29 protein-coding genes are annotated in these 26332 nt (G+C 43.2%); 13 read left to right on the top strand and 16 right to left on the bottom strand.

The window, feature by feature from the left end:
* Positions 1–65 precede the first annotated feature (65 nt).
* Positions 66–323 (bottom strand): hypothetical protein, encoded by a 258-nt coding sequence (locus AM279_RS11845; protein WP_054408248.1) that lies wholly within the window; start codon positions 321–323, stop codon positions 66–68.
* 443 nt (positions 324–766) lie between these two features.
* Between AM279_RS11845 and AM279_RS11840 the strand changes: the two genes are divergently transcribed.
* Positions 767–2938 carry a TonB-dependent receptor gene (locus AM279_RS11840; RefSeq protein WP_054408247.1) on the top strand — a complete coding sequence of 724 codons (2172 nt, stop codon included), beginning with the start codon at positions 767–769 and terminating at the stop codon, positions 2936–2938.
* A gap of 195 nt (positions 2939–3133) precedes the next feature.
* Positions 3134–3451 carry an HPF/RaiA family ribosome-associated protein gene (locus AM279_RS11835; RefSeq protein WP_054408246.1) on the top strand — a complete coding sequence of 106 codons (318 nt, stop codon included), beginning with the start codon at positions 3134–3136 and terminating at the stop codon, positions 3449–3451.
* A gap of 142 nt (positions 3452–3593) precedes the next feature.
* Here the strand turns inward: AM279_RS11835 and AM279_RS11830 are convergent, their stop codons facing one another.
* Complete coding sequence (locus tag AM279_RS11830; protein ID WP_054408245.1) at positions 3594–4628, bottom strand: IS110 family RNA-guided transposase; 1035 nt, start codon at positions 4626–4628, stop codon at positions 3594–3596.
* Between the two features lie 498 nt (positions 4629–5126).
* Between AM279_RS11830 and AM279_RS11825 the strand changes: the two genes are divergently transcribed.
* Positions 5127–6155: a mechanosensitive ion channel family protein gene (locus AM279_RS11825; protein ID WP_236688517.1), complete on the top strand. Its 1029-nt coding sequence runs from the start codon at positions 5127–5129 to the stop codon at positions 6153–6155.
* Between the two features lie 36 nt (positions 6156–6191).
* Here AM279_RS11825 and AM279_RS11820 read toward each other — a convergent pair whose 3' ends face one another.
* The 3 genes from AM279_RS11820 to AM279_RS11805 all read right to left on the bottom strand — a co-directional run bounded on the left by AM279_RS11820 (position 6192) and on the right by AM279_RS11805 (position 8342).
* Positions 6192–6605 (bottom strand): hypothetical protein, encoded by a 414-nt coding sequence (locus tag AM279_RS11820; protein WP_054408243.1) that lies wholly within the window; start codon positions 6603–6605, stop codon positions 6192–6194.
* 816 nt (positions 6606–7421) lie between these two features.
* Positions 7422–7910, bottom strand: a complete 489-nt coding sequence (locus tag AM279_RS11810; protein ID WP_054408241.1) for an SRPBCC family protein — start codon at positions 7908–7910, stop codon at positions 7422–7424.
* Complete coding sequence (locus AM279_RS11805; RefSeq protein ID WP_054408240.1) at positions 7911–8342, bottom strand: Rieske (2Fe-2S) protein; 432 nt, start codon at positions 8340–8342, stop codon at positions 7911–7913.
* Between the two features lie 163 nt (positions 8343–8505).
* On the opposite strand from AM279_RS11805, the gene greA reads away from it, so the two are divergent.
* The 8 genes from greA (at position 8506) to AM279_RS11765 (ending at position 15785) form a co-directional block, all read left to right on the top strand.
* Positions 8506–8982 (top strand): transcription elongation factor GreA, encoded by a 477-nt coding sequence (gene greA, locus AM279_RS11800; protein ID WP_054408239.1) that lies wholly within the window; start codon positions 8506–8508, stop codon positions 8980–8982.
* A gap of 13 nt (positions 8983–8995) precedes the next feature.
* Positions 8996–9385 carry an HIT family protein gene (locus tag AM279_RS11795; protein ID WP_054408238.1) on the top strand — a complete coding sequence of 130 codons (390 nt, stop codon included), beginning with the start codon at positions 8996–8998 and terminating at the stop codon, positions 9383–9385.
* A 430-nt stretch (positions 9386–9815) separates the two neighbouring features.
* On the top strand, positions 9816–11027 hold the full coding sequence (locus AM279_RS11790; RefSeq protein ID WP_054408237.1) for a DUF1015 domain-containing protein: 1212 nt from the start codon (positions 9816–9818) through the stop codon (positions 11025–11027).
* Between the two features lie 71 nt (positions 11028–11098).
* On the top strand, positions 11099–11761 hold the full coding sequence (locus tag AM279_RS11785) for a YggS family pyridoxal phosphate-dependent enzyme (protein ID WP_054408236.1): 663 nt from the start codon (positions 11099–11101) through the stop codon (positions 11759–11761).
* Positions 11762–11899: 138 nt separating this feature from the next.
* A complete protein-coding gene (locus tag AM279_RS11780) occupies positions 11900–13267 on the top strand; it encodes an exonuclease domain-containing protein (RefSeq protein WP_054410299.1) in 1368 nt (455 codons plus the stop codon).
* Positions 13268–13291: 24 nt separating this feature from the next.
* Positions 13292–14134, top strand: a complete 843-nt coding sequence (locus AM279_RS11775) for an ion transporter (RefSeq protein ID WP_054410297.1) — start codon at positions 13292–13294, stop codon at positions 14132–14134.
* The gene (miaA, locus tag AM279_RS11770; RefSeq protein ID WP_054408235.1) at positions 14134–15042 is read left to right on the top strand and encodes a tRNA (adenosine(37)-N6)-dimethylallyltransferase MiaA; all 909 of its coding nucleotides are present in this window, start codon (positions 14134–14136) and stop codon (positions 15040–15042) included. Before AM279_RS11775 ends, miaA begins: the two co-directional genes overlap by 1 nt.
* Positions 15042–15785, top strand: a complete 744-nt coding sequence (locus AM279_RS11765; RefSeq protein WP_054408234.1) for an acyl-[acyl-carrier-protein] thioesterase — start codon at positions 15042–15044, stop codon at positions 15783–15785. The genes miaA and AM279_RS11765 overlap by 1 nt, the downstream gene beginning before the upstream one ends.
* Here AM279_RS11765 and AM279_RS11760 read toward each other — a convergent pair.
* The 5 genes from AM279_RS11760 to AM279_RS11740 form a co-directional block, all read right to left on the bottom strand.
* On the bottom strand, positions 15782–16252 hold the full coding sequence (locus AM279_RS11760) for an Lrp/AsnC family transcriptional regulator (RefSeq protein ID WP_054408233.1): 471 nt from the start codon (positions 16250–16252) through the stop codon (positions 15782–15784). The two genes, AM279_RS11765 and AM279_RS11760, sit on opposite strands and share 4 nt — an antisense overlap.
* A gap of 82 nt (positions 16253–16334) precedes the next feature.
* Positions 16335–16736: an alternative ribosome rescue aminoacyl-tRNA hydrolase ArfB gene (gene arfB, locus AM279_RS11755; protein WP_054408232.1), complete on the bottom strand. Its 402-nt coding sequence runs from the start codon at positions 16734–16736 to the stop codon at positions 16335–16337.
* A 7-nt stretch (positions 16737–16743) separates the two neighbouring features.
* On the bottom strand, positions 16744–18648 hold the full coding sequence (locus AM279_RS11750; RefSeq protein WP_054408231.1) for a DUF4301 family protein: 1905 nt from the start codon (positions 18646–18648) through the stop codon (positions 16744–16746).
* Positions 18609–19244: a nicotinamide riboside transporter PnuC gene (pnuC, locus tag AM279_RS11745; protein ID WP_054408230.1), complete on the bottom strand. Its 636-nt coding sequence runs from the start codon at positions 19242–19244 to the stop codon at positions 18609–18611. The genes AM279_RS11750 and pnuC overlap by 40 nt, the downstream gene beginning before the upstream one ends.
* Before the next feature lie 11 nt (positions 19245–19255).
* The gene (locus AM279_RS11740; RefSeq protein ID WP_054408229.1) at positions 19256–19894 is read right to left on the bottom strand and encodes a 4'-phosphopantetheinyl transferase family protein; all 639 of its coding nucleotides are present in this window, start codon (positions 19892–19894) and stop codon (positions 19256–19258) included.
* 89 nt (positions 19895–19983) lie between these two features.
* Here AM279_RS11740 and ahcY point away from each other — a divergent pair, with 89 nt between their 5' ends.
* Positions 19984–21300 carry an adenosylhomocysteinase gene (ahcY, locus tag AM279_RS11735; protein WP_054408228.1) on the top strand — a complete coding sequence of 439 codons (1317 nt, stop codon included), beginning with the start codon at positions 19984–19986 and terminating at the stop codon, positions 21298–21300.
* Between the two features lie 118 nt (positions 21301–21418).
* Here ahcY and AM279_RS11730 read toward each other — a convergent pair whose 3' ends face one another.
* Positions 21419–22054, bottom strand: coding sequence for a hypothetical protein (locus AM279_RS11730; protein ID WP_054408227.1), 636 nt, complete (start codon positions 22052–22054; stop codon positions 21419–21421).
* 362 nt (positions 22055–22416) lie between these two features.
* Between AM279_RS11730 and aat the strand changes: the two genes are divergently transcribed.
* Complete coding sequence (aat, locus tag AM279_RS11725; RefSeq protein ID WP_054408226.1) at positions 22417–23052, top strand: leucyl/phenylalanyl-tRNA--protein transferase; 636 nt, start codon at positions 22417–22419, stop codon at positions 23050–23052.
* Between the two features lie 28 nt (positions 23053–23080).
* On the opposite strand, the gene AM279_RS11720 is transcribed toward aat, so the two are convergent.
* The 5 genes from AM279_RS11720 to AM279_RS11700 form a co-directional block, all read right to left on the bottom strand.
* Complete coding sequence (locus AM279_RS11720) at positions 23081–23503, bottom strand: hypothetical protein (protein ID WP_054408225.1); 423 nt, start codon at positions 23501–23503, stop codon at positions 23081–23083.
* Between the two features lie 52 nt (positions 23504–23555).
* Positions 23556–24452, bottom strand: coding sequence for a helix-turn-helix domain-containing protein (locus AM279_RS11715; RefSeq protein ID WP_054408224.1), 897 nt, complete (start codon positions 24450–24452; stop codon positions 23556–23558).
* A 65-nt stretch (positions 24453–24517) separates the two neighbouring features.
* A complete protein-coding gene (locus AM279_RS11710) occupies positions 24518–25339 on the bottom strand; it encodes an SDR family NAD(P)-dependent oxidoreductase (RefSeq protein WP_054408223.1) in 822 nt (273 codons plus the stop codon).
* A gap of 102 nt (positions 25340–25441) precedes the next feature.
* A complete protein-coding gene (locus tag AM279_RS11705; RefSeq protein ID WP_054408222.1) occupies positions 25442–25822 on the bottom strand; it encodes a lipocalin family protein in 381 nt (126 codons plus the stop codon).
* 62 nt (positions 25823–25884) lie between these two features.
* Entirely contained in the window at positions 25885–26322 is a 438-nt protein-coding gene (locus AM279_RS11700) for a hypothetical protein (protein ID WP_054408221.1), read from the bottom strand.
* Between the last annotated feature and the right edge of the window lie 10 nt (positions 26323–26332).

Raw genomic sequence — 26332 nt, 5'->3', positions numbered from 1 at the left:
TTCGCGCAAACACCATTAGCCTATGCGGCTCAATCTGAAATCTGAAATCAAAAACCTGAAATTACCTACGCCAGCTTTTCCAGCTCTTTAACCAGTGCCGGTATGTGTGCGTTTTGGGTATTTTCGGGCAGCAGCACTATATAGCCGCGGCACAGCCTTATAATGTAAGTAGTGCCGGTTTTAAACTCGCTTTCTGTTACGGGTATCAGGCCGGGGGCAGCTGTAACTTTGTAAATGGCTTGTGGGGTGGCGCCGTTGCATACTTTTTGTACAAAGCCGGGTTCTTTGAGGTTGTGTTTTTCTTTAACAACAATATATTTCATCGCGCTAAACTGGTGGTTTGGTTAAACAAAACAAATAATTTTAACTCACGGTATAAAATACCACAAGCCGCTGAGATGTAAGATAATAGTTGAGATGCAAAACCAGATAATTACTTATCGCTTGCAAATGAAACAATTAAAATTAGCATTTGCAACTTTAAAACTGTTAAATTTTAAGATATTTTTAACATTTGTTTTGATATGCGTTTTTCAATAATTCAATCTTTTAATTTTTAAATAAATTGAATTACATTTGCGCCGTCTCAAAGGGGTGCCCTATATAATCGGGCTGAGATCATACCCAATGAACCTGGGCGGGTAATGCCGCCAAGGGAAAATAATGGCAACAATGCGGAGTGCACGCCGCCTGCCGGGAAACTAACATAACAACATTATTAACAAAGGAATAATTACCCCTTTTATTCGTAAATACATTTTTACGGATGAAAATTTTATTCGAAAAAGCTACTGAGCTACTGAGCCGCTTAGCTACTGAGCCGCAAAGCCGCAAAATAGTGCTGGCTGCTGCAACACTAACGTCTGTTGGCGCATTTGCGCAGCAGCCTGTACAGCAGGACACCATTACGCAGCTTGATGAGGTGCTGGTACAATCAGTCCGCGCTACGGGCAACACACCGGTTACCTTTAGCAACGTGAGCAAAGAAGAGCTTGCCCCCCGCAACCTGGGGCAGGACATTCCTTCACTTTTAAACTACCTGCCCAGCGTGGTTACTACTACCGATGCCGGTAACGGTATAGGTTATAGCGGTATTCGCGTGCGTGGCGCCGATGCCAGCCGTGTAAACGTTACCATAAACGGCATACCGTATAACGATGCCGAAAGCCAGGGTACGTTTTGGGTTAACATGCCCGATTTTGCCTCATCGGCACAAAACATACAGCTACAGCGCGGTGTGGGTACGTCTACCAACGGTGCAGGGGCATTTGGCGCAAGCCTTAACGTGCTGACCGATACCTACAAGCACAAGGCAGAGGGCGAAATAAGCAACTCTTTTGGCAGCTTTAACAGCCGCAAGCACACGGTTAAATTCAGCTCAGGCTTAATGAACGACCGTTTTGAACTTGCCGGGCGTTTAAGTAATATTGAGAGCGATGGTTATATAGACAGGGCCACGAGCAGCCTTAAGTCGTTTTTTTTACAGGGAACCTATGCCGGCAACACCACGCTTATAAAGGCGCTGGTTTTTGGCGGAAGCGAGCGCACCTACCAGGCATGGAACGGTATAGATGCCGCCACCATGGCCGAAAACCGCCGCTTTAACTACAGTGGTATGTATACCGATGCCAATGGCGAAACGCGTTTTTATAATAACGAAACCGATAACTACTGGCAGGACCACTACCAGCTGCACTGGAGCGAGCGCATAAACGACAACTGGAGCACTAATGTGGCGCTGCACTACACCAAGGGTAAAGGATACTACGAAAACTACCGTGATAACGACACCTATGCCGATTATGGCCTGGCTAACGTGGTGGTAAACGGTGTTACTATTACCGAAGAAGACCTTATTACCCGCAAGTGGCTGGATAACGATTTTTATGGTACTACGTTCTCAGCTAACTATAAAAACGAGGGCCTTAACGTTATTGTGGGCGGTGCATGGAACAAGTATGAAGGTGCGCATTTTGGCGAAGTAATATGGGCGCGCTATTCGGCTAATTTGCAGCCGGATGACCATTATTATGATGACGATGCCGTTAAAACCGACTTTAACGTGTATGCCAAGGCAAACTACAACATAACCAATGCACTGGGCATTTATGCCGACCTGCAATACCGTACCGTTAACTATACTGCCGATGGCGTACTGGCCGACCCGGTAGACGATACCTTTAACTTTGTAAACCCAAAGGCGGGCTTAACCTATGCGCTTGGCACTAACAACACGCTGTATTTTAGCTATGCCCGTGGTAATAAAGAACCGCGCCGCAACGACTATGAAAACGGCAGCAGCAAGCCAGAAAGCCTTAACGATTTTGAGCTGGGCTGGCGCTACAACACCGGTAAGACTGCCATTAACGTAAACGGCTACTACATGCGCTACAAAGACCAGCTGGTGCTTACCGGCCAGCTTGATGATGTGGGCGCACCTATTTATACAAACAGCGGCGACAGTTTCCGTTTGGGGCTTGAGGCCGATGCTACTATTGCACTAACCGAAAGCTTTGTGCTTAGGCCAAATATTGCCGTTAGTGCCAATAAAAATGTTGACTTTTTTGTAGAGGGCGAAGCCGGGCCGCAAAACCTGGGCGATACCGAGATTGCCTTTTCGCCAAGTGTGATAGGGGCTAACCAGCTTATTTTCCACAAAAACGGGTGGTTTGCCATGCTGGCTACCAAGTATGTGGGCGAACAGTTTATGGATAACCTTGAAACCGCAGGTGCAAAGCTTAAAGCCTACACTACTACCGATATAAACGTTGCCTACACCTTTAAACCAAAAGCGGTGTTTACCGAAGTAACCCTGAGCGGCCTTGTAAACAACATTTTTGATGAAGAATACAGCAGCAACGGCTTTTATTATGAAGGCGCCTATTACTATCCGCAGGCGGGTGTAAACTTTTTGGCGGGGTTAACGCTTAAGTTTTAAAGAGAGCTACTTAGCGGCTTAGCTACTAAGCCGCTAAGCTTTTTTGAGTTTCGGCCTTGTTTAAAAATGCTTGGTAGCTAAGCGGCTCAGTAGCTAAGCAGCTTCTTCAAAAAACGGTTAATCTTATGTTATCTATTCTGGTGAAAGTGACCAAAAATGTGTAAATTTGAGTATCAACTTTTAAATAAACGCGATATGCAAGTAACCATTCATACCGATAATCACATAGAAAACAGTGACAGGAGGGAAACCTATTTTAACGAGGTAATTAACCAGAAGCTAAAACGTTTTGATGATTTTATAACTGCACTTGAGGTGCATGTAACCGATGAAAACAGCAAAGACAGGACCGGCAATGCCGACATCCGCTGCCAGATTGAGGCACGCATAAACGGTAAAAGCCCACTTTCTGCTACCTGCCATGCCGATACGGTAGAAAAAGCCATAGGTGGCTGCATTGAAAAAATTAAGCATGCCCTGGAGCATACTTATGATAAGATGCGATCGCACTAAGCCGTGCACAACATACTGTATTTACAGGCAGCCTCCAGCTACGGGAGGCTTTTTTATTGGTATTACGCAGGTGTATATTTAGATAAAAAATTCACGAAGTTTTTTATAAAGGGCAGGGTGTTTTTTTTAAACACCAAGATTTCTATGTTATCAAACAAGTAAAGTCCAATGTTTTTTGAGAGCGGTATTCATTTTTTGACAGGTAGGCTTGTTTTCTGTTTACTACCGACATTATTCTGTGAACAAGTTTATTTCGAACGGCGTTTAATACACTCATTTTATTTTTTCCTTCTGATACTTTACGTTGATAGTATTCTTTGATTTCTTCATCGAACCTTATTGATGCCATTGCAGCCAAGTGCAGTAGTTTTTTAATATTCTTATTGGCCATTTTTGATACTCGTTCCTTTTTTACTATAGTACCGGATTGATTTTTAAAAGGCACCACTCCCGCGTAACAGGCAAGATGCCTGGCGCTCTGGAAGGATGTGAAGTTATTTGTTGCAATTATTAAATTCACAGCACATTGTGGCCCTATACCCGGTATGGTGGTTATGAGTGCCTTGGTCTGGCTTATTTCAGGAGCATTTGCAATTAGTTGTTCTATCTTTTCCTCTGTTTGTTTTATAGATTTAACCAAAGCATTTAATACCTTTTTAAAGGATTTGGAGAGTATTTGATATTCAAAAACATCATGCGTCTTAGCTTCTTTCAGGCGGTTCTCTAAAGCTGTTTTTTGCCCCAGTATAGCCTCACGCGCTTTGGTCAGGATATTGAGCTGTTTGATAACTTCTGTGGCTTCACGGTAAGGAATAAGTTTATCATTATATCGGATGGCATATTGGGCAATCCGCAACGCATCTTTACGATCGTCTTTCCCCCTCATATCCGTTGTGGCCCATTTAATTTTAAGGGCATGTTCTACCCATAAGAGCACATCCAATTCGGAACAAACAACTTCTAAAGGCCTGTTGTAAATCCCTGTGTTTTCACAACATATTAATACTTCTCCCCTGGTTATCCTGTAAGTGTTTAATACTGCTTTTATAAAAGCTCTAATACTTTTGCTGTTGTTTAGAATTACCCTCTCCTGGAGTAATTCCAGCTGATTGTTTAAAATGGCAATGTCCAGTTTAGATTTGGAAACATCAATTCCAATTACGTACTTTTGTTTCATATTGAATATTTTATTCCACAAAGAGAGTGTTATCTAAGTCCTTGATAATAGGTCATTAACCTAAATTTCTATTATGATCTTGCTCTCTAAGAAACAGGGTACGTAATCTTCGTATAGGCCTCGGAATCCTTTGACACAAATTGATTCACCCTGTTTCTTGTGGAATGATTAATAACAATAAATATACTTCACAATACTATTAATCAATCCACATTACAAACTAAAGGACACAAATGCCACAAAGAAAGAACGCAGTAGGTTGGTTTTTCTTCTTTGTGTCCCGATTCATCGGGATTGTGTCTTTGTGTTAAAAAATACTGTGTCTACTTTTTTAGACACCAAGGTCACAAAGATTTTCACGAAGGTCACAAAGGTTTTTTGGAAGTTTTTTATTGGTATAAGCCTAAATAAATGTTAAGCCTGCGGGTTTGTTGCCCGCTTGGTTACAGGATGCGTATTTTTAAGCACCTTAATCATAATCCTTAAAACCTTATGACTATGGATAACGCATTACTGTACTATCTTATCTTTGGCCTTGGCGGGCTTATCCTGGTGTTTACCGCAGCTTTTTTCGTACTGAAAAAAATAGGCAAAAACCCTACTAACATTCTCCCCGTAAATTTTGCGCACCGCATTAAGGTGCCCATGTTCTTGTTTCTGCTGGCGCTGTTGGTGCGCATAGGCACAGGCGGCGGTTTTATAGGCGAACGCTACCGTGCGGTTATAGGCCATGCGGGCATATTGTTGCTTATTTTTAGCCTTACGTGGTTTTTGCTGCTGTTTGCACGGATTGTTAAAAAGGGATTTTTACGCAAGTATGACATCAGCTCGAGCGATAACCTTAACGCCCGGCGCGCCTATACCCAGTTTAATATTTTGGAACGGGTGGCTACCTTTATTATAGTGGTACTGGCTGTAGGGGCGGCGCTCATGAGTTTTGACAGTATACGCGCCGTTGGGGTCAGCTTTTTGGCATCAGCGGGTATAGCGGGTATTATTATTGGTTTTTCGGCGCAAAAGGCACTGGGTACGCTTATGGCAGGTATACAGATTGCTATTACGCAGCCTATTCGCATAGACGATGTGGTGATTGTAGAGGGCGAGTGGGGCCGTATTGAAGAAATTTACCTTACCTATGTGGTGGTGCGCATTTGGGACCAGCGTCGCCTGGTGGTGCCTACTACTTATTTTATTGATAACCCGTTCCAGAACTGGACGCGCAACAGTGCCGATATTATGGGCACGGTTTTTATTTATGCCGATTTTATGCTACCGGTTGAGCCGCTGCGACAGGAACTAACCCGCCTGCTGGGCACCACACCCCTGTGGGATGGCCGCGTTAATGTGCTTCAGGTTACAGATGCAAAGGCTGAGGGTATGGAAATACGTGCGCTGGTGAGCAGTAAAGACAGTTCGACAAATTGGGATTTGAGGGTGTTTATCCGCGAGAAGCTGATTTACTTTATACAGCAAAACTATCCGGAGAGTCTGCCGAAAAGCAGGGTAGAGCTGCCGGGTAAGGTTTGAGTTTATTGCCGAAATGTATTGTTTGGCAGGCTGTTTTTAGACACCAAGGCTTTCATGAAGAGCACCAAGATTTTTTTTGGGTAGATTTTTAAACACCAAGACACAAAGGCCACAAAGGAAGAGCACAAGGCTTTGGTTTTTTCTTTGTGTTAAAATATTCATAGTGTTTAAGTTTTTAGACACCAAGGGCACAAAGATTTTCACGAAGTCCACCAGGTTTGTTGGTAGATTTTTAAACACCAAGACACGAAGGCCACAAAGGAAGAATGCAGGGATTTGGTTTTTTCTTTGTGTTAAAATATTCATAGTGTTTAAGTTTTTAGACACCAAGGGCACAAAGATTTTCACGAAGTCCACCAAGTTTGTTGGTAGATTTTTAAACACCAAGACACGAAGGCCACAAAGGAAGAATGCAGGGATTTGGTTTTTTCTTTGTGTTAAAATATTCATAGTGTTTAAGTTTTTAGACACCAAGGGCACAAAGATTTTCACGAAGTTCACAAGGTTTTTTGGGTAGATTTTTTAAACACCAAGACACAAAGGCCACAAAGGAAGAACACAAAGGTTTGGTTTTTTCTTTGTGTTAAAATATTCATAGTGTTTAAGTTTTTAGACACCAAGGGCACAAAGATTTTCACGAAGTCCACTAGGTTTGTTGGTAGATTTTTAAACACCAAGACACGAAGGCCACAAAGGAAGAATGCAGGGATTTGGTTTTTCTTCTTTGTGTCCCGATTTATCGGGGTTGTGCCTTTGTTTTTCTTTGTGGTGAAAAATATTCACAACGTTTAAGCTTTTATACACCAAGGGCACAAAGATTTTCACGAAGTTCACAAGGTTTTTTTTAGATTTTTTTTAAACACCAANTAATCAATCCACTTTGCAAACTAAAGGACACAATGGCCACAAATGAAGAATGCAGGGATTTGGTTTTTCTTCTTTGTGTCCCGATTTGTCGGGGTTGTGTCTTTGTGTTTCTTTGTGGTAAAAAATATTCACAACGTTAAGTTTTTAGACACCAAGGGCACAAAGATTTTCACGAAGAGTGCCAAGTTTTTTTGTGATTTTTTAAACACCAAGACACAATGGCCACAAAGGAAGAACACAAGGCTTTGGTTTTTAGAGTGCTGAGCTTTGTGTTCTTGTTTTGTGTTTTCTTCTTCGTGTTCCGATTTATCGGGGTTGTGCCTTTGTTTTTCTTTGTGTTAAAAATATTCACAGTATTTAGTTTTTAGGTACAAAAGAAGAATACTAAGTTTTTCCCTTTTACACCATTCCCGGTACCTGCTGCCACCTGGCCGGGTCTTCGGCGAAAGCCTTAATTATGGCATTGCGCTTTGTTAAAAACCGGCGCATATACTTTTCTAAAAACAGCACATCGGCCAGCCTGCCTAAAATGCCCAGTGGGCTTTGGTAGGTGAAAATATCGGTCATAACCGTGCGTCCATTATGTTCCTCAAAAACATGGCGGTGCACCATGCTTTTAAAAGCGCCTTTGCCGGGCAGCATGGCATCGGTAAACTCCACCGCAAACTGCATGTGGGTTATTTGTACGGTTAGTTTTTGGCGTATGCCAAAGTGCCGCGCCTGCCAGGTTACCACCTCGCTGTTTTCCATAAGCCCGGAGGTGCGCCCGGCAATGGCTTCCTCGGTAGTATGCGCGGCCGATATTTTGTGCAGGTCTACACTGCGGCTCAGGTTAAACACTACATGGGCCGGTGCATTAATGGCGGTATGCAGCGTTATAACCGGCATTTAGTTGGTTATCCTTAAATACGTAGGGCTCAAAATTTCTATGCGGTAGGGCATCATGCTGTAACGCAGGTCGGCATTGGGCTGTCCGGTAAACAGGCTGTACTCCACATCGTCGCACGGGCACACGGCGTTAATGCCGTTTATGTACATTTCGCTGCACGAAGATATGTCCTGGTTGGGGCAGGTGGCTTCATAGGCGGTAAACCCGCTGCCGGTATTCATTACAATAATGCCGTTTATACCCACGTTGTTTATGCCAATTTTTACGGGGTTTCCGGTAAATTGCAGCGGGCTGTACAGGGGCAGGCTCATGTCTATATCTACACTAAAATTATAGCCGCTGGGCAGGTGAGGGTTGTTGTAGTTAAAGTCGTCGCTGGCGCAGCTTATAAAAAAGGGCAGGGCCAGTAGCAGGGTTAAATACTTCTTCATTGGGTTCAAAAAGTTCATTTATAATTATGAAACAAATTTAATTTAATTACCTTTGGGGTATGCTATTGCATGATTAAAAACTCCGATATTAAAAAAATGTTATCTTTGCATAAAAGAAATCCCTGTACAAGGGATTTTTTCTATTTATATAAACGATGAAGTTATGAGTACAGTATCTTACTACACTGCTGAGGGGCTTAAAAAACTAAAAGATGAGCTGGACCAGCTTAAAAGTATAGAGCGCCCTAAAGCCAGCCAGGCTATTGCCGAGGCAAGGGATAAAGGCGACCTTAGCGAAAACGCAGAATATGACGCAGCTAAAGAGGCCCAGGGCCTTTTAGAGCTTAAAATAAGCAAAATGGAAGAGCTTATGGCTAATGCCAGGCTTATAGATGAGTCTCAGCTTGACCTAAGCAAGGCGCTTGTGCTGAGCACTGTAAAAATAAAGAACCAGGCCAACGGCATGGAAATGAAGTATACCCTGGTTGCCGAGAGCGAGGCCGACCTTAAGACCGGTAAAATATCGGTTACATCACCCATAGGTAAAGGCCTGCTGGGCAAGAGCGTGGGCGAAACAGCTGAGATTACCGTGCCAAACGGTACCCTTAAGTTTGATGTGCTTGAAATAACCCGCGACTAAACACCCTGCTGCCATGAGTTCTATCTTTACCAAAATAGTGAACGGTGAAATACCGGCCTACAAAATAGCTGAAGACGACAACTTTTTGGCATTTCTTGATGTAAATCCTAATGCTAAGGGGCATACACTGTGTATACCCAAGCATGAGATAAACAAGATTTTTGATATGCCGGAGGAGCTGTACCTGGGCCTGATGGCTTTTAGCCGCAAGGTGGCCATAGCGCTTGAAAAAACCGTGCCCTGCAAAAGGGTGGGGGTGGCTGTGGTGGGCCTTGAGGTGCCCCATGTGCACGTGCACCTTATTCCGTTAAATAATATGGATGAGATGCGGTTTATTGACAAGGTAAAATTAGAGAAAGAAGAATTTGAAGAACTGGCAAAAGCCATTGCGTTGAATCTATAAAATAGGCTTTAAGTCAAAAGTCGAAAGTTGTAAAGCCGGAAAATTGTAGCCGGACTTTAAGACTTTCGACTTTTTGCTTTAAGACTGAATGTTGAACTCCAAAAGTGAAATATTAAACAGTTAAGTTGTTTGTTTTTAGGTGTTTGATCTATTTTCTTACAAAATGTAAAATTGAAACTGCAAACATCTGTTTGAATTGGATGTTTAAATCAATAGCCTGGTTTTGGTTTCGAAATGTAAACTTGCTTTTTTGCGTAAAATTTGCTTGCTGAAAAGGGGAATCAGCCTGCCCTTAATTTCATATATTTGTTAGGTAAAAATAACAGCAGTATCTGGCGGTTAATTGTGTTTTAGGAGATATATTCTGAATAAATACAATTGATTTATCATTTTTAAATGGCTGTTAATTAATTATTTAACTACAGGTAAATTGAAGATTGTCCCTTTTAAGGCCGTTCGCCCTGCCCGAGATAAGGTAGCCCTGGTTACCACCCGTTCTTATGACGAATATACCCCGGCAGAGCTGGCTTCGCAGCTGGATTACAACCCTTTCTCGTTTTTGCACGTGCTCAACCCTGCCTACCTTAACCAGCAAAAGCTGAGTGAGGCGGTGCGCTTTAAGGCGGTACACACCAGGTATACCGAGTTTAAAGACGATGAGGTGCTGCGCCAGGAGGCTACGCCGGTGTTCTACCTGTATGAAATTCAGAGCAAAAGCCGTGTGTTTACGGGCATTATAGCGGGTACGGCCATTGAAGATTACAAGCAAAACCGCATAAAAAAACACGAGGATACCCTGCCCTACAGGGTAGAGTACTTTAAGGACTACCTGCACCAAACGGGCTTTAATACAGAGCCGGTTTTGGTTACCTATCCGCAGCATAAAGGTTTGGAAGAATGGATAATAGCCCGGAAACAGAGGCGCCCACTGTACCTGTTTTCGTCACTCAACCGCGATAAGCATACCCTTTGGCGCATTCGTGATGAGCAGGAAATTGCCTGGATCCAGGAGCAGTTTTCCGGTATGGAAAGCCTGTATATAGCTGACGGCCACCACCGTAGCGCATCGTCTGAGTTGCTGTTTGACCAATATGGGCAGGACGGAAATGCCAGCCTGGGTTACTTTATGAGTTTTCTTATCTGCGAAAGCAACCTTAAGATATATGAGTACAACCGCGTGGTAAGTGGTCTTAACGGGTTGTCTGCCAGGCAGTTTGTAGAGGCTTTAGAGGTTGATTTTGAAGTAACCAACCGCCACCTTGAGTTGTGGAAACCCGAGCAGAAGTTTGAATTTGGCATGTACCTGGAGGACGAGTTTTACAGCCTGAAATTGAGGGATACGGCATTTAAATCGGTTTTGGAAGCCCTTGACGCACAGATACTTTATGATAAAATACTGCACCCGCTGCTGGGTATAACCGACCTGCGTAACGACGGCCGTATAGACTACATACCGGGCAGCAGGCCCATTACCACCATTAAAGAAACGGTAGACGAAGGCCACTGCACTGTGGGCTTTATGCTTTACCCGGCATCGATAGATGAAATTAAGCAACTGGCTGATAACGATTTGATTATGCCGCCAAAAAGCACCTACATAGAGCCAAAATTAAGGAGTGGGCTAGTAGTGTATGAATTATAGATTGTTAGATTATTGGAATTTTAGATTTTTCGACATTACGATGTAAGTCGTTGATTATTAGAGTGTAAAAAATGAGTATAGCAAATAACCTTGCAGAAATAAAAGCTTCATTGCCGCCGCACGTTACGCTTGTGGCCGTGAGTAAAACCAAGCCTGTGGCCGACCTGATGGAGGCCTACAATGCCGGGCAACGTATTTTTGGTGAGAACAAAGTGCAGGAAATGGTGGCCAAATGGGAGGAAATGCCCAAAGACATACAATGGCACATGATTGGCCATGTCCAGACCAATAAAGTGAAGTATATGGCGCCGTTTGTGAGCCTTATACACGGGGTAGACAGCCTTAAGCTGCTGATAGAAATCAACCGCCAGGCGGCCCGCTACCGTAAGGTTATCAATTGCCTGCTACAGGTGCATATAGCTGAGGAAGAGACAAAATTTGGCCTAAGTGAGGAAGAACTCAATGCGCTTTTAACCTCGGAAGAATTTAAGCAGATGCAAAATATACGCATCACCGGGCTTATGGGTATGGCTACGTTTACCGATGATAATGAGCAGGTTAAGAAGGAGTTTTCTCGCCTGAAAACTATTTTTGACCGGTTGAGTGAGGAACCCGCAACGCCCAACCTTCAACCCGCAACCCTAAGCATGGGTATGAGCGGCGATTACCCGCTTGCCATAGCCTGTGGTAGTACTATGGTGCGCATAGGCAGCAGTATATTTGGTAGCAGATAATTTTGTACATTTGGAAAATTAGGGATTTGGTTATTTGTTGATTTGGTTATTCGTTAAGCCTCCAGATAACTTTAAAACAAACCTGACACGAGGCTTATGCCGACTGACGAAGTAAACTTTAAACCTGAAACAAATTTTTTGTACGCAATATTAGACATAGAAACCACAGGTGGGCAGTTTAACGAAGAGGGTATAACCGAAATAGCCATATATAAATATGACGGCCATGAGGTTGTAGACCAGTTTATTAGCCTTGTTAATCCTGAAAAACCCATTCAGCCCTTTGTGGTAAAGCTAACAGGTATAAACAATGCCATGCTGCGCAGCGCCCCCAAGTTTTATGAGGTGGCAAAACGCATTATTGAAATTACCGATGGCTGTATTATTGTGGCTCACAATGCCGCTTTTGACTACCGCGTTTTACGCACAGAATTTCGTAATTTGGGCTATGATTTTGAGAAACAGACACTTTGTACTGTAGAGCTCAGCCAGAAACTGCTTCCGGAACAGCCTTCGCACAGCCTGGGTAAGCTGGTGCGTGCACTGGGTATACCCATGAGTGACCGCCACCGTGCTACAGGAGATGCCATGGCAACGGTACAGCTATTCAAGTTACTGCTTCAGAAAGATGTTGAAAAAGAGATAGTTAAAAGCCTGATAAAAACAGAGAGTGCCAAACCCGGCATGGCACCAAGGCTTAAGGATTTGCTTGATAAAATACCTTCGGTTACAGGGCTTTACTATATTTATAACGAAAACAGCGACCTGATTTACCTCGGCAAGAGCCGCAATATAAAAAAACGCCTTAACCAGCATTTTACAAGCCCCAGCAGGAAGTCTAAAAAGCTTCAGCGCGAGGCTTTTACCATACAGTATGAAGAAACCGGCAGCGAACTTATAGCCCTGCTTAAAGAATGCCAGGAAATTAAGGTAAACAAGCCACGCTACAACCGCGCCCTTAAAAAGACTGATATGCCATGGTCATTATACCAGGGTGTTGATGCTAATGGTTACCTCACGCTTTCTATTCAGAAAACCGATGGGCGTAAGAAAGAAATTATGTCTTTCACCGGGCAGGTAGAGGCAAAAAGCGCTCTTTATAAAGTTGTGGAAAACAACCGTTTGTGCCAAAAAATAAACGGAATGGATCCCGGTGCACGTACGCATTGTTTCCCTTATGAACTGGGTGGCTGCAACGGCGCCTGTATGAACCAGGAAGCCCCGGCAGACTATAATGCCCGCGTTATTGAGTTTATAAATGCCAACAGTTTTTACAACCAAAGCATGATAATTATAGACCGTGGCCGAGCCATAGATGAGCGCAGTGCGGTGCTTATCGAAAAAGGGGTGTACAAAGGTTATGCCTTCTTTAATCTTAATTATCAGGTTAATAAAATAGATATCTTAAAAAATATCCTTACCCCAATGGAAAATAATAAGGATACCAAGAAGATTATCCAGCAGTACATCCGAAAAAAGAAACAGTTAAAAATACTGCGTTTTTAGCCATACTGCCGTAAATTTGGTATGATGCAAAAACACGATATACTACATACGGGACTGCTTCCTGAAAAATACCGCGCTAAGCTGCATACCATTATTTATGAGGCAGATACCCGTGCAGGTAAGCTGTTTGATATCATACTGCTTTTGGTTATTGTTATTAGTATTATTGCGGTAATGCTGGAGAGTGTTGCCTCTATAAAAATTGTGCACGGCCATACCCTTGCTGTTATAGAGTGGGTTATAACCATACTTTTTACCCTTGAATATATAGCCCGTATTATAGCCGTTCGCGAACCGCTGCGGTATATCTTTAGCTTTTATGGCATTATCGATTTGCTTGCAACAATCCCTAAATACATTGGCCTTTTGTTTCCGGGTACAGGTATGTTGATTGCCATTCGTGCTATACGTTTGCTGCGTGTTTTCAGGATATTAAAGCTTACCCGGTTTGTAGGGGCGGGTAACCAGCTCATGACGGCGCTGCGCCACAGCAGGGTTAAAATAGCGGTATTTTTGTTTAGTGTTATGGTGCTGTGCATTATATTAGGCACACTTATGTACATGATAGAAGGCCCCGAAAGCGGTTTTACCAGCATACCCGTAAGCATTTACTGGACCATTGTTACCCTTACCACCGTAGGCTTTGGCGATATTACACCCATAACGCCGTTGGGTCAGTTTTTATCGGTGGTTATAATGGTAATGGGTTATGGTATAATTGCTGTGCCTACAGGCCTTGTAACCGCCCAGCTTATGGCGGGAGATATAACACATACAAACACACAGGTATGCCCCAATTGTGCGGCTATGCAACATCATGATAATGCCCATTATTGTTATAAGTGCGGCACCCATTTAAAAGATTAATGAGTACATCTAAATATTTAATAACCGTTGTAGGCCCCACAGCCATTGGCAAAACCGCCATGGCTATTGAACTGGCACGTCATTTTAATTGTGAGATAATTTCGGCCGATAGCAGGCAGTTTTTTAGAGAAATGGCTATTGGTACCGCTGTGCCTTCAAAAGGCGAACTGGAGGCCGCTAAACATCATTTTATACAGGATATAAGCATATTTGAAGAGTATAGTGTGGGCGATTTTGAGCGCGATGCCATTGCAAAGCTGGATGAATTGTATCAAACCAATGATTTTGCCGTAATGGTAGGTGGTTCCGGCCTGTATATAGATGCCGTGCTGAAAGGTTTTGACGATTTTCCAGATGTTGACCCGGCTATACGTAGCCAGCTGATTACTGATTATGAGGCTAAAGGCATTGAATACCTGCAACAGGAGCTGCAACGCCTTGACCCCGTGCATTATGAAAAAGTGGCGAAAGAAAACCCGCAGCGCCTTATGCGTGCCCTGGAGGTGTGTATAGGCAGTGGTAAGCCTTATTCGTCTTTCCTGAATATTAAGAAGAACAGCCGTAGCTTTACGCCGATAGTTATTGGCCTTGAGGCTGACAGGGAACTGATGTACGACCGCATTAACCGTCGCGTTGATATTATGGTTAATGAAGGGTTGATTGACGAAGCTAAAGGCTTATATCCGCACAAAAGCCTCAATGCGCTGCAAACAGTGGGCTACCGCGAATTGTTTGAGCATTTTGACGGTAACATTACGCTTGACTTTGCTATTGAAGAAATTAAAAAAAATACCCGCCGCTTTGCAAAAAGGCAAATGACGTGGTTTCGTCGTACAGAACGGACTAAGTGGTTTGATTTTACCACCCCGTCTACAGAAATTATTAATTACATAAACACACAACTGTAATGCCTATAGCGCCTGATTTTACATCGGTTTACAGCCACGACTGGGAAATAAATTTTGTGCAATGCATGCCAAACGGCCTGCTTAAACATACCGAATTGTGCAACCTGCTACAGCTTACCGCAGGCTACCATGCCGAAAAGGGCGGACTTAGTTTTAGCGATATGCAAACCAGGCACCAGGCATGGGTACTAAGCCGTATGCGTGTGGAAATTGAAGAATTGCCCCGCTGGCGCGATATTGTTACGGTAAAAACCTGGATATATGATTTGCAGGGGTCGCGCTCCATACGTGCACTCGAAATGTATGTGGGCGATAAGAAAATAGTGGGCTGTGTTACCTTTTGGGCAGTAATAAATACGCAATTGCGCAGGCCTGAAGCATTAGGGTTGCCGCATGAGCATTTTGAGAAATTTCCTGAGCGTGAGGCTACTGCCGAAGCCTTTAAAAAGATAAACCTGGACCGCGAAGCCCAAAGCGTTGGCAGCCGTAAAGTGGTGTTGAGCGACCTTGATATTGTAAACCACGCTAATAATGTAAAATACCTGGAATGGTGCCTGGATAGCATAGATCCTAAGCCCATACTAAAACAGCAGCTGCACAGCCTGGATATGAATTTTATCCGGGAGCTTACACTAAATGATGAAGTACAACTTGCATCAGCAACATTAGATAACCAAACGTATTTTGCTGTAAATAAAGCCGGTAAGCCGTGTTTTGCCTTAGAACTTAACTGGAAGGCTTAAAGCTGTATCTGGCGCTCTATTTGCTGGTCAAGGCTAATAAAGGTTTCCGTGCGCGAAACACCGTCAATGGGTTGTATCTTGGTGTTTAAGAGCTGCATAAGGTGTTCGTTATCGCGGCATATTATTTTTATAAGAATGCTCCAGTTACCCGTTGTGTAGTGGCATTCCAGCACTTCAGGGATTTTTTTAAGCTCTTTTACGGCTTCAGAATTACTTGATGCCTTGTCAAGGTAAATGCCTACAAATGCCATTGTGCTGTATCCTAAAACTTTAGTGCTTACCACAAATTTAGAGCCTGCTATTACACCAGCCTGTTCCAGCTTGCGCAATCTTTGGTGTATTGCGGCGCCGCTAATGCCTATTTTGCTGGCTATCTGCAATATAGGTTTTCGGGCATCTTCCATCAGGTAGCGTAAAATTTCCTTGTCTATTCCGTCGATTTCAATTTGTAACTGGTTTACTTTCATGAGGATTTATTTCTGAAGCTAAAAATACAAATATTGTATCAAAACTTAAGAAAAGTTGGTTTTGTTGTTTAATAATGTAATTTTAATAGTTGGGCTTTTTGCGCGACTGTTTTATTTCTCCCTGCCTGCGCTTGTTGTCAAGGCGCTTTTTAACTACTGCCTTTGGTATTCTGGTGGCTTTACGTGGCTTATCTACCTTAAGGGCATTTTCTATAAGCTGTAAAAACCGCTGTGTAACTAAATGTTTGTTTCTAAACTGAGACCTGTCTTCGTCGCACTGCAACACAAGGGTCTGACTCTCGGTTAGACGACTTGATAGCCGGGTTTGCACCAGGGCTTTTTCCTCATCGGTTAAGGCGCCAGATGCGGGCAAACTGAAACTAAGTACCACTTTACTGGATACTTTATTTACATTTTGCCCGCCGGAGCCACTGCTGCGTACAGCCTTGTATTGTAATTCAGATATGATTTTCTCTGTGTCCAAATGTATATTATACCGGTAACTGGTGTCCTGGCTTAAGCAGGTCGTTAACCGTTTTAACGGGGTTAAATGTTTTAAGCGGCACTTCTACAAACACGGTCATCCAGCCGGCCATAGCACCGTTCCAAAGGCCCGGAAGCTCGTATGATTTTACTTCTTTGCCCATGCGGTTTTTTTGTACAATAAAGCCTGTGTTAGTATCTACAAATTCAGTAAGGTTAAACTTATTGCCTTTATAGTCTTTAAGGCCGCACACCAGGTCTACCGGGTTAAAGTGGGTAGATTGAGAGAAGACGTGGGTTTGTATTTTATTTTCGGTATCTACCTGCGAGCTTTCAACAATTTGCAACGACACGCGCCCGCGCTGGCCTTTTACCCAAAAAGGGCCGCCACCCGGTTCGCCTTCGTTTTTAACCATGCCGCATACGCGTATTGGCCTGTTAAGGTTTTCTTCCAGGTAAAGGAATTTATTTTCTATTGTAAATTTCTCAAAATCAGGAGACAGGTCAAGTGATAGTTCGGTTTGCGCAAAGTTTACTATTGCCGAAAGTTCTTCTTCCGTAAGGCTCCTGGCTTCAATCTGGCGCAGGTAGTTAAATACTTTTTCCTGCAGGTGTACCAGTATGCCTGCCAGTGCTTTTTTATACAAGGTTAATGTTTCCATCTTAGTATGCCTTACGTTGTCTATATTCTTTACAAATACAACATCGGCATCAAGGCGGTTAAGGTTTTCTATAAGGGCACCGTGGCCACCGGGCCTAAACAGCAGTTTGCCATTCTCTCTGTACGGCCTGTTTTCAAGGTCTACAGCCAGGGTATCGGTTTCTTTGTGCTGGTAGGTAAAGTTAAAGTTAATTTTAACACCGCTTTCGGCTTCTACCTTTGTGCGTGCCTCATTAATAGCGTCAAGAAAACCATTAAGGTGGTCTTCAGATATGGTAAAGTGTACGTGTGTTTGCCCTTTGCTGTCGGCATAAGCCACGCTTTCACGCAGGTGCTCATACACCGGTGTAGCAGCAAAATCGCCATACTGGTGAAACGGCAGTATACCCTTTGGTTTATTGGCATAATCAAAATATGCCGTGTCCATCATGGTTTTTACAAAGCTGTAGTTGCGTGCATCTTCGCGTACGTTTTCGTTATCGGCAGACGGATATATAATGTTTTTGTTAGATACCTCGCTGATGCTTTTGTAAAACGGAAACTTTTCTAAGCCAAGGAAAAACACCTGTAACGAGTTGTCTTTCTTTTGGTTAATATAGCCGTTAATGGTTTCTTTTTCAGGGTTGTATTCTGCTAAAAAGTCATGTAAAAATTTAAACATCCTTGTAGCAGCACCAGATGCCGGGACAAACTTTTTAAGTTTAAAGTTGTCTTTTTTTCCGTCAAAATAAGCGGCATTCCTTTCGGCATCTTCCTTGCTTAAAACAGTAATGCCATCGCCTATGGCGGCTGGGCGCTCCAGGTTTATTTTAGAAATTCCTGTTTTAAAAATATTTATTTGGGCTTCTATGTTTTCAAAACTTACGCCCCTTGTATATATGCTTACAAAATCCGGTATGGTAAAGCCCATATTAAAGGCTTTTTCCATTGCCTGGGCTATGCATGATACTTTATTAAAAACATCGTCATAACCGGTAATAACGCGTAAAACGTGGTTGTCCTGTTTTTTGAGTTTTTCGGTAAGTATATTTGCTGTTTTATACTCTTCCGGTGCTATAACAATAGCAATGTCAGACGGTTTAGGTTTTTCTACAAGGTCTATGTCCTTTGCCTTGAAGAAAAAGTGAAACTTGTGTGCTTCATTTGCAAACGGTTCCTGGTTTAACAGCACAGCGGTAGGTTTGCTGTCGGCCTGTGCATAAACCGTTAGGTTTATGGTTGCCGGTTTCTGTGTGGTAAAACTTTTTTCCATTCTAGGTAGCCAAAAATGGCAATTACAGTTAGAAATACATTTAAAATACTGGTAAGCGTATACCCTTTAAGATAAAAGAGCGGAATGGCAATGATGTCACCGGCTATAAGGAAAAGCCAGTTCTCAATTTTTCGTTTGGCAAGTAACCATGTACCAATAAAGAGGAGTCCTGTAATTATTGTATCGATGGATGCCCACCAGTGCTTAAACAAATCATAATAGACGTAAATGCACGAGACAAATATAGTGGAAATGCCGAATATTAAAAGGCTTTTAGCATAATCTTTACGTGACATTTGTGTAATTTTTAACGTATCACTTCCATTGTTGTCTTTCCTGCTCCAAAGTACCCAGCCGTAAATACCCATATAAAAGTAATAGGAGTTGATAATAAGGTCGCCATACAGATTCCATTTCCACAACAGGTAAATGTATATTAACGAGCTTATTATGGCAGCCGGATATAATAAAATACTGTTTTTTTTAGAGAAAATTACGCTTACAATGCCTAAAACTGAAGCAATAAGCTCAAGATAGATGTCGGTAGGATTGTAATTTTTGTATTGAGAGAAGAGAAAATTGTAAATTTCCTGCATTTTAACGTTTGTTAAGAATGTTTTTCAAGGCTGTAGGCCATTGTAAAGCCTTCCATTTCTTCAAAAACAAAGGGATAAATGTTGTTAATGTCTTCAAATTTGACCGATGCGCTACCTTTGCCATCGGCAATTTCAAAGGGATGTACAGTGATATTTTGCTTAAAGCTGAGCCCGTTTCTTGAAATCATTTTGTATACAGCCTCTTTAACGCACCATATAATAATAAGCTTGCGCATATATTCTTCAAGGTGGGTAGGGTTAAGGTAGGCAAACTCAGGCTCCAGGAATTTTTCGGCAATGGTAATTACCTTCTCGCGCTGTATTTCCATATCTATGCCGGTTACCGCTTCTCCTATTATAATGGCCGAAAAGGCAAACGAGTGGGTTATAGATATGTTTTTTCCGTCTTTAAGGTGCGGCTTTCCGTTTACGTCATAATACAGGTCAAAATCGCTGTATCCGGCGGTTTGTAGCAGCTTCCTTACACCCATAAACCCTTTGCGGTGCTGCTCGCTTTTCATGTTCTTTACCCTTGATATGCATACATCCTTAAGCGCCACACCTTCAGAAAGTTCCTCGAGCGATTCGGTTATTTGCCAAATGAGCAGCTGGGTGCCCGGGGCTATGGTTATGGATTTATACAGAGGCATTTAATTGAAGATAAAAAACTTATGGGGTTTAAAAAGCAATTCACTAAATTTGCCGAAATTTTGCTAATACAAATATACAATTTTTAAGCATGAGTACAACAACAACGCCGTTTGTGGCTTATAAAGTAAAGGACATTTCGCTTGCGGAATGGGGACGTAAAGAGATTGAGCTTGCTGAGGCAGAAATGCCCGGACTTATGGCGCTTCGTGCCGAGTATGGTGCCAGCCAGCCCCTTAAAGGTGCGCGCATTGCAGGCTGCCTGCACATGACCATACAAACTGCTGTGCTTATAGAAACACTTGTAGCCCTGGGTGCCGAAGTTACCTGGAGCTCTTGCAATATATTCTCTACACAAGACCACGCTGCTGCTGCTATTGCTGCTGCAGGCATCTCTGTTTATGCATGGAAAGGCATGAACGAAGAAGAGTTTGACTGGTGTATAGAGCAAACCCTTTGGTTTGGCGAAAGCCGCCAGCCGCTTAACATGATATTGGATGACGGTGGAGACCTTACAAACATGGTGTTTGACCGTTTTCCTGAGCTTGCTGACGGTATTAAAGGCCTAAGCGAAGAAACCACTACAGGTGTACACCGCCTTTATGAAAGGATGAAAAACGGTACGCTTGTTATGCCGGCTATCAACGTAAACGACTCTGTTACAAAATCTAAATTTGATAACAAATACGGCTGTAAAGAAAGTGCTGTAGATGCAGTGCGCCGTGCTACCGACCTTATGCTTGCCGGTAAGCGCGTAATTGTATGCGGTTATGGCGATGTGGGTAAAGGTACTGCTGCTTCGTTCCGTGGGGCGGGCTCTATTGTTACCGTTACCGAAATTGACCCAATTTGTGCGCTACAGGCCGCTATGGACGGTTATGAGGTTAAAAAACTTGACACCGTGATTGCCAATGCCGATATTATTATTACTACTACAGGTAATAAAGATATTGTTGTGGGCCGCCACTTTGAGCAAATGAAAGATAAGACCGTTGTATGTAACATTGGTCACTTTGATAACGAGATTGACATGGCATGGCTTAACAAAAACCACGGTGCTTCTAAAATAGAAATCAAGCCGCAGGTAGATAAATATACCATTGCCGGTAAAGACATAATTATACTTGCTGAGGGCCGCCTTGTAAACCTGGGCTGTGCTACAGGCCACCCAAGCTTTGTAATGAGCAACTCGTTTACTAACCAAACCCTTGCACAGCTTGAGCTTTGGAACAACAGTGCTGCTTATGAAAACAAAGTATATATGCTGCCTAAGCACCTTGACGAAAAAGTAGCTTCGCTTCACCTTGCTAAACTGGGTGTAGAACTTGAAGTACTTAACGATGAGCAGGCTGCTTACATAGGTGTTGAAGTACAGGGGCCGTTTAAGCCGGAGTACTACCGTTACTAATCAGATTATTAGATTACTGGATTTTTAGATTATTCGATAATCCCGAAGATACTAACCCTCACATTTTGTGGGGGTTTTTGTTTTCATAGTGTAGTTGCCCCCTTTGGGGGTTGGGGGCTTACCTGTGCACCCCCACATTTACTTCTGCTTTTAGCGCGGCACATTGCCAGCGTCGTTCCCACGATGCATTGGCGGCTTTGCGGGTTAGGGTCATGTACTTGTCGTGCCCGCTGCAAAGGCAGTCAATAAAAAAGGTATCGTTGCCATCGGCGGGCGTAATGCGCTTCAGGCCTGCAAACAGCCGTTCAGGGCATTCTAAAACCTGCGCAGATAGGTCTACAATCAGTTTGCCTGAAAATGCCTTACCTACTTTAACAATCACGGGGTCGTGCTCAATAGCGCTGCCGGGGGTGTCGTCTTCCGTAACGGTATACAGTACCAGTTCAAACTCAGTATCTTTAAATTTTTCTTTTTGTTTGCTGTTGGTATACGTGTCGTTAAAATAAAAACTGACAGATTGCAGCGTGCCTGCGGGTAGTTTATCGGCAAGGGTAATAATCTCTTCGGCATTGCGCATGTTTTCGGCATAATAGCACGGGCCGTCGAGTTTTAAGGTTTTTACTTTTAGTTTTTTACTGCTTTTTACAATTTCAAGCCCCTGCATTTGTATGGTGTCTTTTTCCATATCAATCTGCTGGCTAAAAGCGGCTTGTGTAAATAATAGCAGTAAAAGTAAAACGCCTGTTGTTTTCATGGCTTATTGTTTGGGGATGTGCAAAGCTACCTTTTTTTAAAATGCAAACGGTATAAATTGAAAAAGCCCCGTCAGAAATGCGGAGCTTTTTTCCCAAAAAAAATGTCAGAGAGAGGAGAGAAAAAAATTGGTTGGAAAACTAACTCATTATCAGTAAAGGGAGTTTTTAATTGTTGGTGATATGGTTTGTTAAAAGCTTCATTATACTTTGTCTTACTGATATTGAGACAGGGCAAATCTAATTACACTTTTAATATCCTGAAATACCTAATAATGGGGATTTTTTACTTTTTTATTCAGGAAATAATTACTGTTTGCGCTGTGTAAATAAAGGATTACTTTTGTAATGCAATTTGTTGTATATGTATTTTTTATCTCGCGAACTTTATTTTCCGCCGGTGGGGCAGGCCTCGCCCGAAGGCATTGTGGCCATAGGGGGCGACCTCTCTCCGCAACGCCTTTTGCTGGCCTATAACAGCGGGATTTTTCCGTGGTTTGAAGATGATGAGCCCATATTGTGGTGGTCTCCGCCCGAGCGTATGGTGCTCTTTTTTGATGAGCTGAAAATAAGCAAGAGCATGCGCAATGTAATGAACAGGGATGTTTTTACCGTGTCATTCAACAAAGCGTTTAAGGAGGTAATAACCAACTGCCGCGATATAAAGCGCGACGGCCAGCGTGGCACCTGGATTACACAGGAAATGACCGATGCCTACTGCAAGCTGCATGCCCTTGGCTATGCAAAATCTGTAGAGGTATGGATGGGAGATGAGCTTGTAGGCGGCCTGTATGGGGTAGATTTGGGCCACATATTTTGTGGCGAAAGCATGTTTAGCAAAGTGCCCAACGCCAGTAAGGTTGCCTTTATAGCGCTTGCCAAAAAACTACAGATAGAAAACTACCGCCTGCTGGACTGCCAGGTGCACAACGACCATTTGGAAAGCCTTGGTGCCCGTGAAATCCACAGGGATGATTTTTTGAGGGTGCTTAAGGGTTAAACAAATGCGAATAGATCAATTCACAAACTTATTCCCTGACTTTGTTAGTGTCAATGTTCGCGGCCATTTCTATATTCTTTTTTATCCTGCGTTTGGTTATCATTTTGCACCAGCGTATAACCATAACATCATAGCCGCCAGACTCAATTTTTTGCTCTGCTGACAGAGGTATTAATGTAGTGGCTACCACGGCATTTTTTTGGTCCCAGGATTTTACATCATTAAAATACCGACTTTTTGTATCGAAATTTTTACCTGTGGTACCAGATAAAAACAAAACTTTTTTTTGGGTAAAATCAAAATCGCCCTTACGGTCAGCAAGGTAGTTGTTTAAAAAAGCAGCTTCATTACTGTTCAGGTCAGGGTTGTCATTTAACCCGCAACCGGAAAGGTCTTGTGCCCACAGCGTTGAGGTAAATAATATAAAAAGCAGTAAAACAGGATTTTTCATGATTTAATTGGTTTTATATCTCAAACGCCGTTGTGTTAAAAGTTATTATACTTTAATTTACAAACTTACTCCTGAATTCTACAGGTGTCAACCCCGTTTCCTTTTTAAATAGCCGCGTAAAATAGGGCGGGTTTTCAAAGCCAAGTGTGTAGGCCGTTTCGGCTACGGTTATATGGGTGCTTTGCAGCAGGTTCTTGGCTTCGGTTACTAAAAAGATGTGGATAAGCTCAAGCGCCGTTTTGCCGGTTTCCTGGCGCAGGAGGTCGCTCAAATAGCGTGATGACATTTTGAGCCCATCGGCCATGGCTTTAACACTGGGCAGGCCGCTAAGCTTTAGTTGCCCGCTTTCGTAATAAGCCTGCAACAATGCGTTGAATTTAGATACGGTAACGCCCGAAAGCTCTGCCCGGTTAATAAACTGGCGTTTGTAAAACCGCTGAGAGTATTTAAGGATGGAGTCTATATGCGTAAGGATAATATCGCGGGTGTACTCATCCTGGTTATTGTTATTCTCATCTTCAATTTTAAAATACAGTTCCCAGATTATCTCCTCTTCGCGTGGCGAAAGGTGTAACGCCTCACTGGTTTCATAATCAAAAAAGCCGTATTTTTTTATTTGCTCGTGCAGCGGGTGCCCGTGAAGGTAGTCTTCATGAATATACATCATAAAGCCTTTTTCTTCCAGCGCCACTTCAGATATTTCTATAATCTGGCGGGGCTTGGCAAACATAAGCGACCCGTTTTCATGGTCATATACCGTGCGGCCATAGCGCACAATACCCGACTTCATTTTTTTAAAGGCAATGAGGTAGAAATCGCTGGTAAACTGCCCTTCGGCAATGCTGCACGCCTGTAGCCTTTCGCACAAAATAAGCCCCAGCATGGGGTTTTCGGGTGGTGGGCAGCCGGTGTCGCGGCTTAGTTCTGTAATGCTGCTATAGTGTTTCATGGGTTTAAAATACAAAGGGGCAGTGCCGGTAAAGCGCTGCCCTAAAGTTAAAGAAATTTAATGAGTTATGCGCCGTGCGCAGCAACAGATACTTCGCTCCATTCCTGCCAGGTGTCAAGGCGTTCTTTATAAACATTGGTAACCCATGGCAGGCCGTGGCTGCCAAAGAAAAGGCGTAGCGGCGGGTTTTGGGCATCAACCAGTTTAAGTACGGCTTCAGATGTAGCTGCCGGGTCGCCCCAAAAGCCTTCCTGATTGGCCGATTCGTTAAAATCTTTACGAAGGGCATCATAAGCTGCTATAGGCTGGCTTTGTGCTGCGCTTGCCCCACTCCAGTCGGTTGCATATCCGTTAGGCTCAATAAGCGACACGTTTATGCCAAAAGGCTTCACTTCCTGTGCCAATGACTCGGTTAAGCCTTCCACTGCCCATTTAGAGGCGTTGTATATGCCCAGTAGTGGTAATGTTACCACACCCAGCACGCTCGATACCTGTATGATATGGCCGTGGCCCTGCTCCCTGAAAATGGGGAGTACGGCCTGGGTAACCCATAGCAGCCCAAACACATTGGTTTCTATCTGGTTGCGGGCTTCCGCTTCGGTGTTTTCTTCTATGGCGCCAAAAAGGCCATAACCGGCGTTGTTTATCACTACATCAAGCGTGCCGAAATACTCTTTTGCTTTGGCTACAGCCGCAAAGCTCTCTGCGCGGTTGTTTACATCAAGTTTAATAGGTAAAACGGCATCGCCATAGGTGGCAACAAGGTCGTTTAACGCTTCTGTGTTACGGGCTGTTGCGGCTACTTTATCGCCACGTTTTAAAAAGGCTTCGGCCCATAGTTTACCAAATCCCCTTGATGCTCCTGTAATTAATATTGTTTTTGACATGACTTTGTATGTTTTAAGATTACATGACAAAGGTATGCCGGGCCCCGGCGGCGGGGCTTATACAAAAATGCGTAATAATGATACAGATTTACCTGTATGCTGTTAGCGGTTAAATACCATTATAGGTGCATCCTGTAAATCAGGGTCTGCGGCTTTAATTACAAGTTCGTTGTTGTTTAATTCATACCGGTGGTTTTGGCTGCCTATAGTAATAATATTGCCTTGTGTGCTAACCTGAAAACTGCCGGAAGAGCCAACATAAGGGTGCTCTTCTTCTACATTATTAACAGTTTGTAATTGTGTGCCGGAGTTTGAGAACGTCCAGGTTACATCGCCTGGTTCAAAAACGGGCAGGGTATCCATATAAGCAAGGTAAGCGGTTAAGCGCCATGTACCATCGAGGTTGGCGTTTGAAACGGCATCGTCATCTGAGCACGAAATTAGGAATGCTGAGGCCAGCAAAAGGGTAAGAAATTTTTTCATAGCGATTTGATTTTTTAATAAAAGTACTAAAAATCAGGGCAAATAAAATGGCTTGTGCGGTGTTATTTCTTTTCAAACATCCAGTCAAATTCCTGAAGAAATAAATCCTGGTTGCTTAAGCCTGTAACTTCCATAAAAGAACAGGGTGTGAGCGTGTTTGCCGAATCGCGGTTAACGCAAATCCACCCGTCTTCGTCTTTAAAAGTAAGGATAAAGTTGTCGGGGTTATAGTTTTTGGCTTTTTTGGTAGTGCCGGCATACATAGGGTCTGAACATGAAATGGTAAAACCGGTTGTGGTATCGGCAATTGTGGCTTTCATTTCAATAAGTTCGCCGGAACAGTCTCGGTCTATGTAGCGCACGCGCACCATGGCCGTGTTGTCTTCCCAGGCCAGTACGGCAACGCTATAAATGCTTTCCTGGTCGGCAAATTTAATGTGGTACACTTCCTGAGCAGCACACATAATGGGGAACAATAAAATAAGGAGTAGCTTTTTCATAAGATTGGAA

The sequence above is a fragment of the Flavobacterium akiainvivens genome, assembly GCF_001278115.1.
Classification (GTDB): Bacteria; Bacteroidota; Bacteroidia; order Flavobacteriales; family Flavobacteriaceae; genus Flavobacterium; species Flavobacterium akiainvivens.
This window is presented reverse-complemented; position numbering and strand designations above follow the sequence as displayed.

Bases quoted from the DNA above. Each gene is read 5' to 3' on its own strand.
- AM279_RS11845 (WP_054408248.1), bottom strand. From the start codon at position 323: ATGAAATATATTGTTGTTAAAGAAAAACACAACCTCAAAGAACCCGGC.
- AM279_RS11765 (WP_054408234.1), top strand. From the start codon at position 15,042: ATGCCTATAGCGCCTGATTTTACATCGGTTTACAGCCACGACTGGGAA.
- AM279_RS11705 (WP_054408222.1), bottom strand. From the start codon at position 25,822: ATGAAAAAATTTCTTACCCTTTTGCTGGCCTCAGCATTCCTAATTTCG.
- greA (WP_054408239.1), top strand. From the start codon at position 8,506: ATGAGTACAGTATCTTACTACACTGCTGAGGGGCTTAAAAAACTAAAA.
- AM279_RS11715 (WP_054408224.1), bottom strand. From the start codon at position 24,452: ATGAAACACTATAGCAGCATTACAGAACTAAGCCGCGACACCGGCTGC.
- AM279_RS11820 (WP_054408243.1), bottom strand. From the start codon at position 6,605: ATGAATATTTTAACACAAAGAAAAAACCAAATCCCTGCATTCTTCCTT.
- ahcY (WP_054408228.1), top strand. From the start codon at position 19,984: ATGAGTACAACAACAACGCCGTTTGTGGCTTATAAAGTAAAGGACATT.
- aat (WP_054408226.1), top strand. From the start codon at position 22,417: ATGTATTTTTTATCTCGCGAACTTTATTTTCCGCCGGTGGGGCAGGCC.
- pnuC (WP_054408230.1), bottom strand. From the start codon at position 19,244: ATGCAGGAAATTTACAATTTTCTCTTCTCTCAATACAAAAATTACAAT.
- AM279_RS11805 (WP_054408240.1), bottom strand. From the start codon at position 8,342: ATGAAGAAGTATTTAACCCTGCTACTGGCCCTGCCCTTTTTTATAAGC.
- AM279_RS11830 (WP_054408245.1), bottom strand. From the start codon at position 4,628: ATGAAACAAAAGTACGTAATTGGAATTGATGTTTCCAAATCTAAACTG.
- AM279_RS11840 (WP_054408247.1), top strand. From the start codon at position 767: ATGAAAATTTTATTCGAAAAAGCTACTGAGCTACTGAGCCGCTTAGCT.
- AM279_RS11710 (WP_054408223.1), bottom strand. From the start codon at position 25,339: ATGTCAAAAACAATATTAATTACAGGAGCATCAAGGGGATTTGGTAAA.
- AM279_RS11835 (WP_054408246.1), top strand. From the start codon at position 3,134: ATGCAAGTAACCATTCATACCGATAATCACATAGAAAACAGTGACAGG.
- miaA (WP_054408235.1), top strand. From the start codon at position 14,134: ATGAGTACATCTAAATATTTAATAACCGTTGTAGGCCCCACAGCCATT.
- AM279_RS11785 (WP_054408236.1), top strand. From the start codon at position 11,099: ATGAGTATAGCAAATAACCTTGCAGAAATAAAAGCTTCATTGCCGCCG.
- AM279_RS11720 (WP_054408225.1), bottom strand. From the start codon at position 23,503: ATGAAAAATCCTGTTTTACTGCTTTTTATATTATTTACCTCAACGCTG.
- AM279_RS11795 (WP_054408238.1), top strand. From the start codon at position 8,996: ATGAGTTCTATCTTTACCAAAATAGTGAACGGTGAAATACCGGCCTAC.
- AM279_RS11740 (WP_054408229.1), bottom strand. From the start codon at position 19,894: ATGCCTCTGTATAAATCCATAACCATAGCCCCGGGCACCCAGCTGCTC.
- AM279_RS11730 (WP_054408227.1), bottom strand. From the start codon at position 22,054: ATGAAAACAACAGGCGTTTTACTTTTACTGCTATTATTTACACAAGCC.
- AM279_RS11810 (WP_054408241.1), bottom strand. From the start codon at position 7,910: ATGCCGGTTATAACGCTGCATACCGCCATTAATGCACCGGCCCATGTA.
- AM279_RS11775 (WP_054410297.1), top strand. From the start codon at position 13,292: ATGCAAAAACACGATATACTACATACGGGACTGCTTCCTGAAAAATAC.
- AM279_RS11700 (WP_054408221.1), bottom strand. From the start codon at position 26,322: ATGAAAAAGCTACTCCTTATTTTATTGTTCCCCATTATGTGTGCTGCT.
- AM279_RS11750 (WP_054408231.1), bottom strand. From the start codon at position 18,648: ATGGAAAAAAGTTTTACCACACAGAAACCGGCAACCATAAACCTAACG.
- AM279_RS11760 (WP_054408233.1), bottom strand. From the start codon at position 16,252: ATGAAAGTAAACCAGTTACAAATTGAAATCGACGGAATAGACAAGGAA.
- AM279_RS11825 (WP_236688517.1), top strand. From the start codon at position 5,127: ATGGATAACGCATTACTGTACTATCTTATCTTTGGCCTTGGCGGGCTT.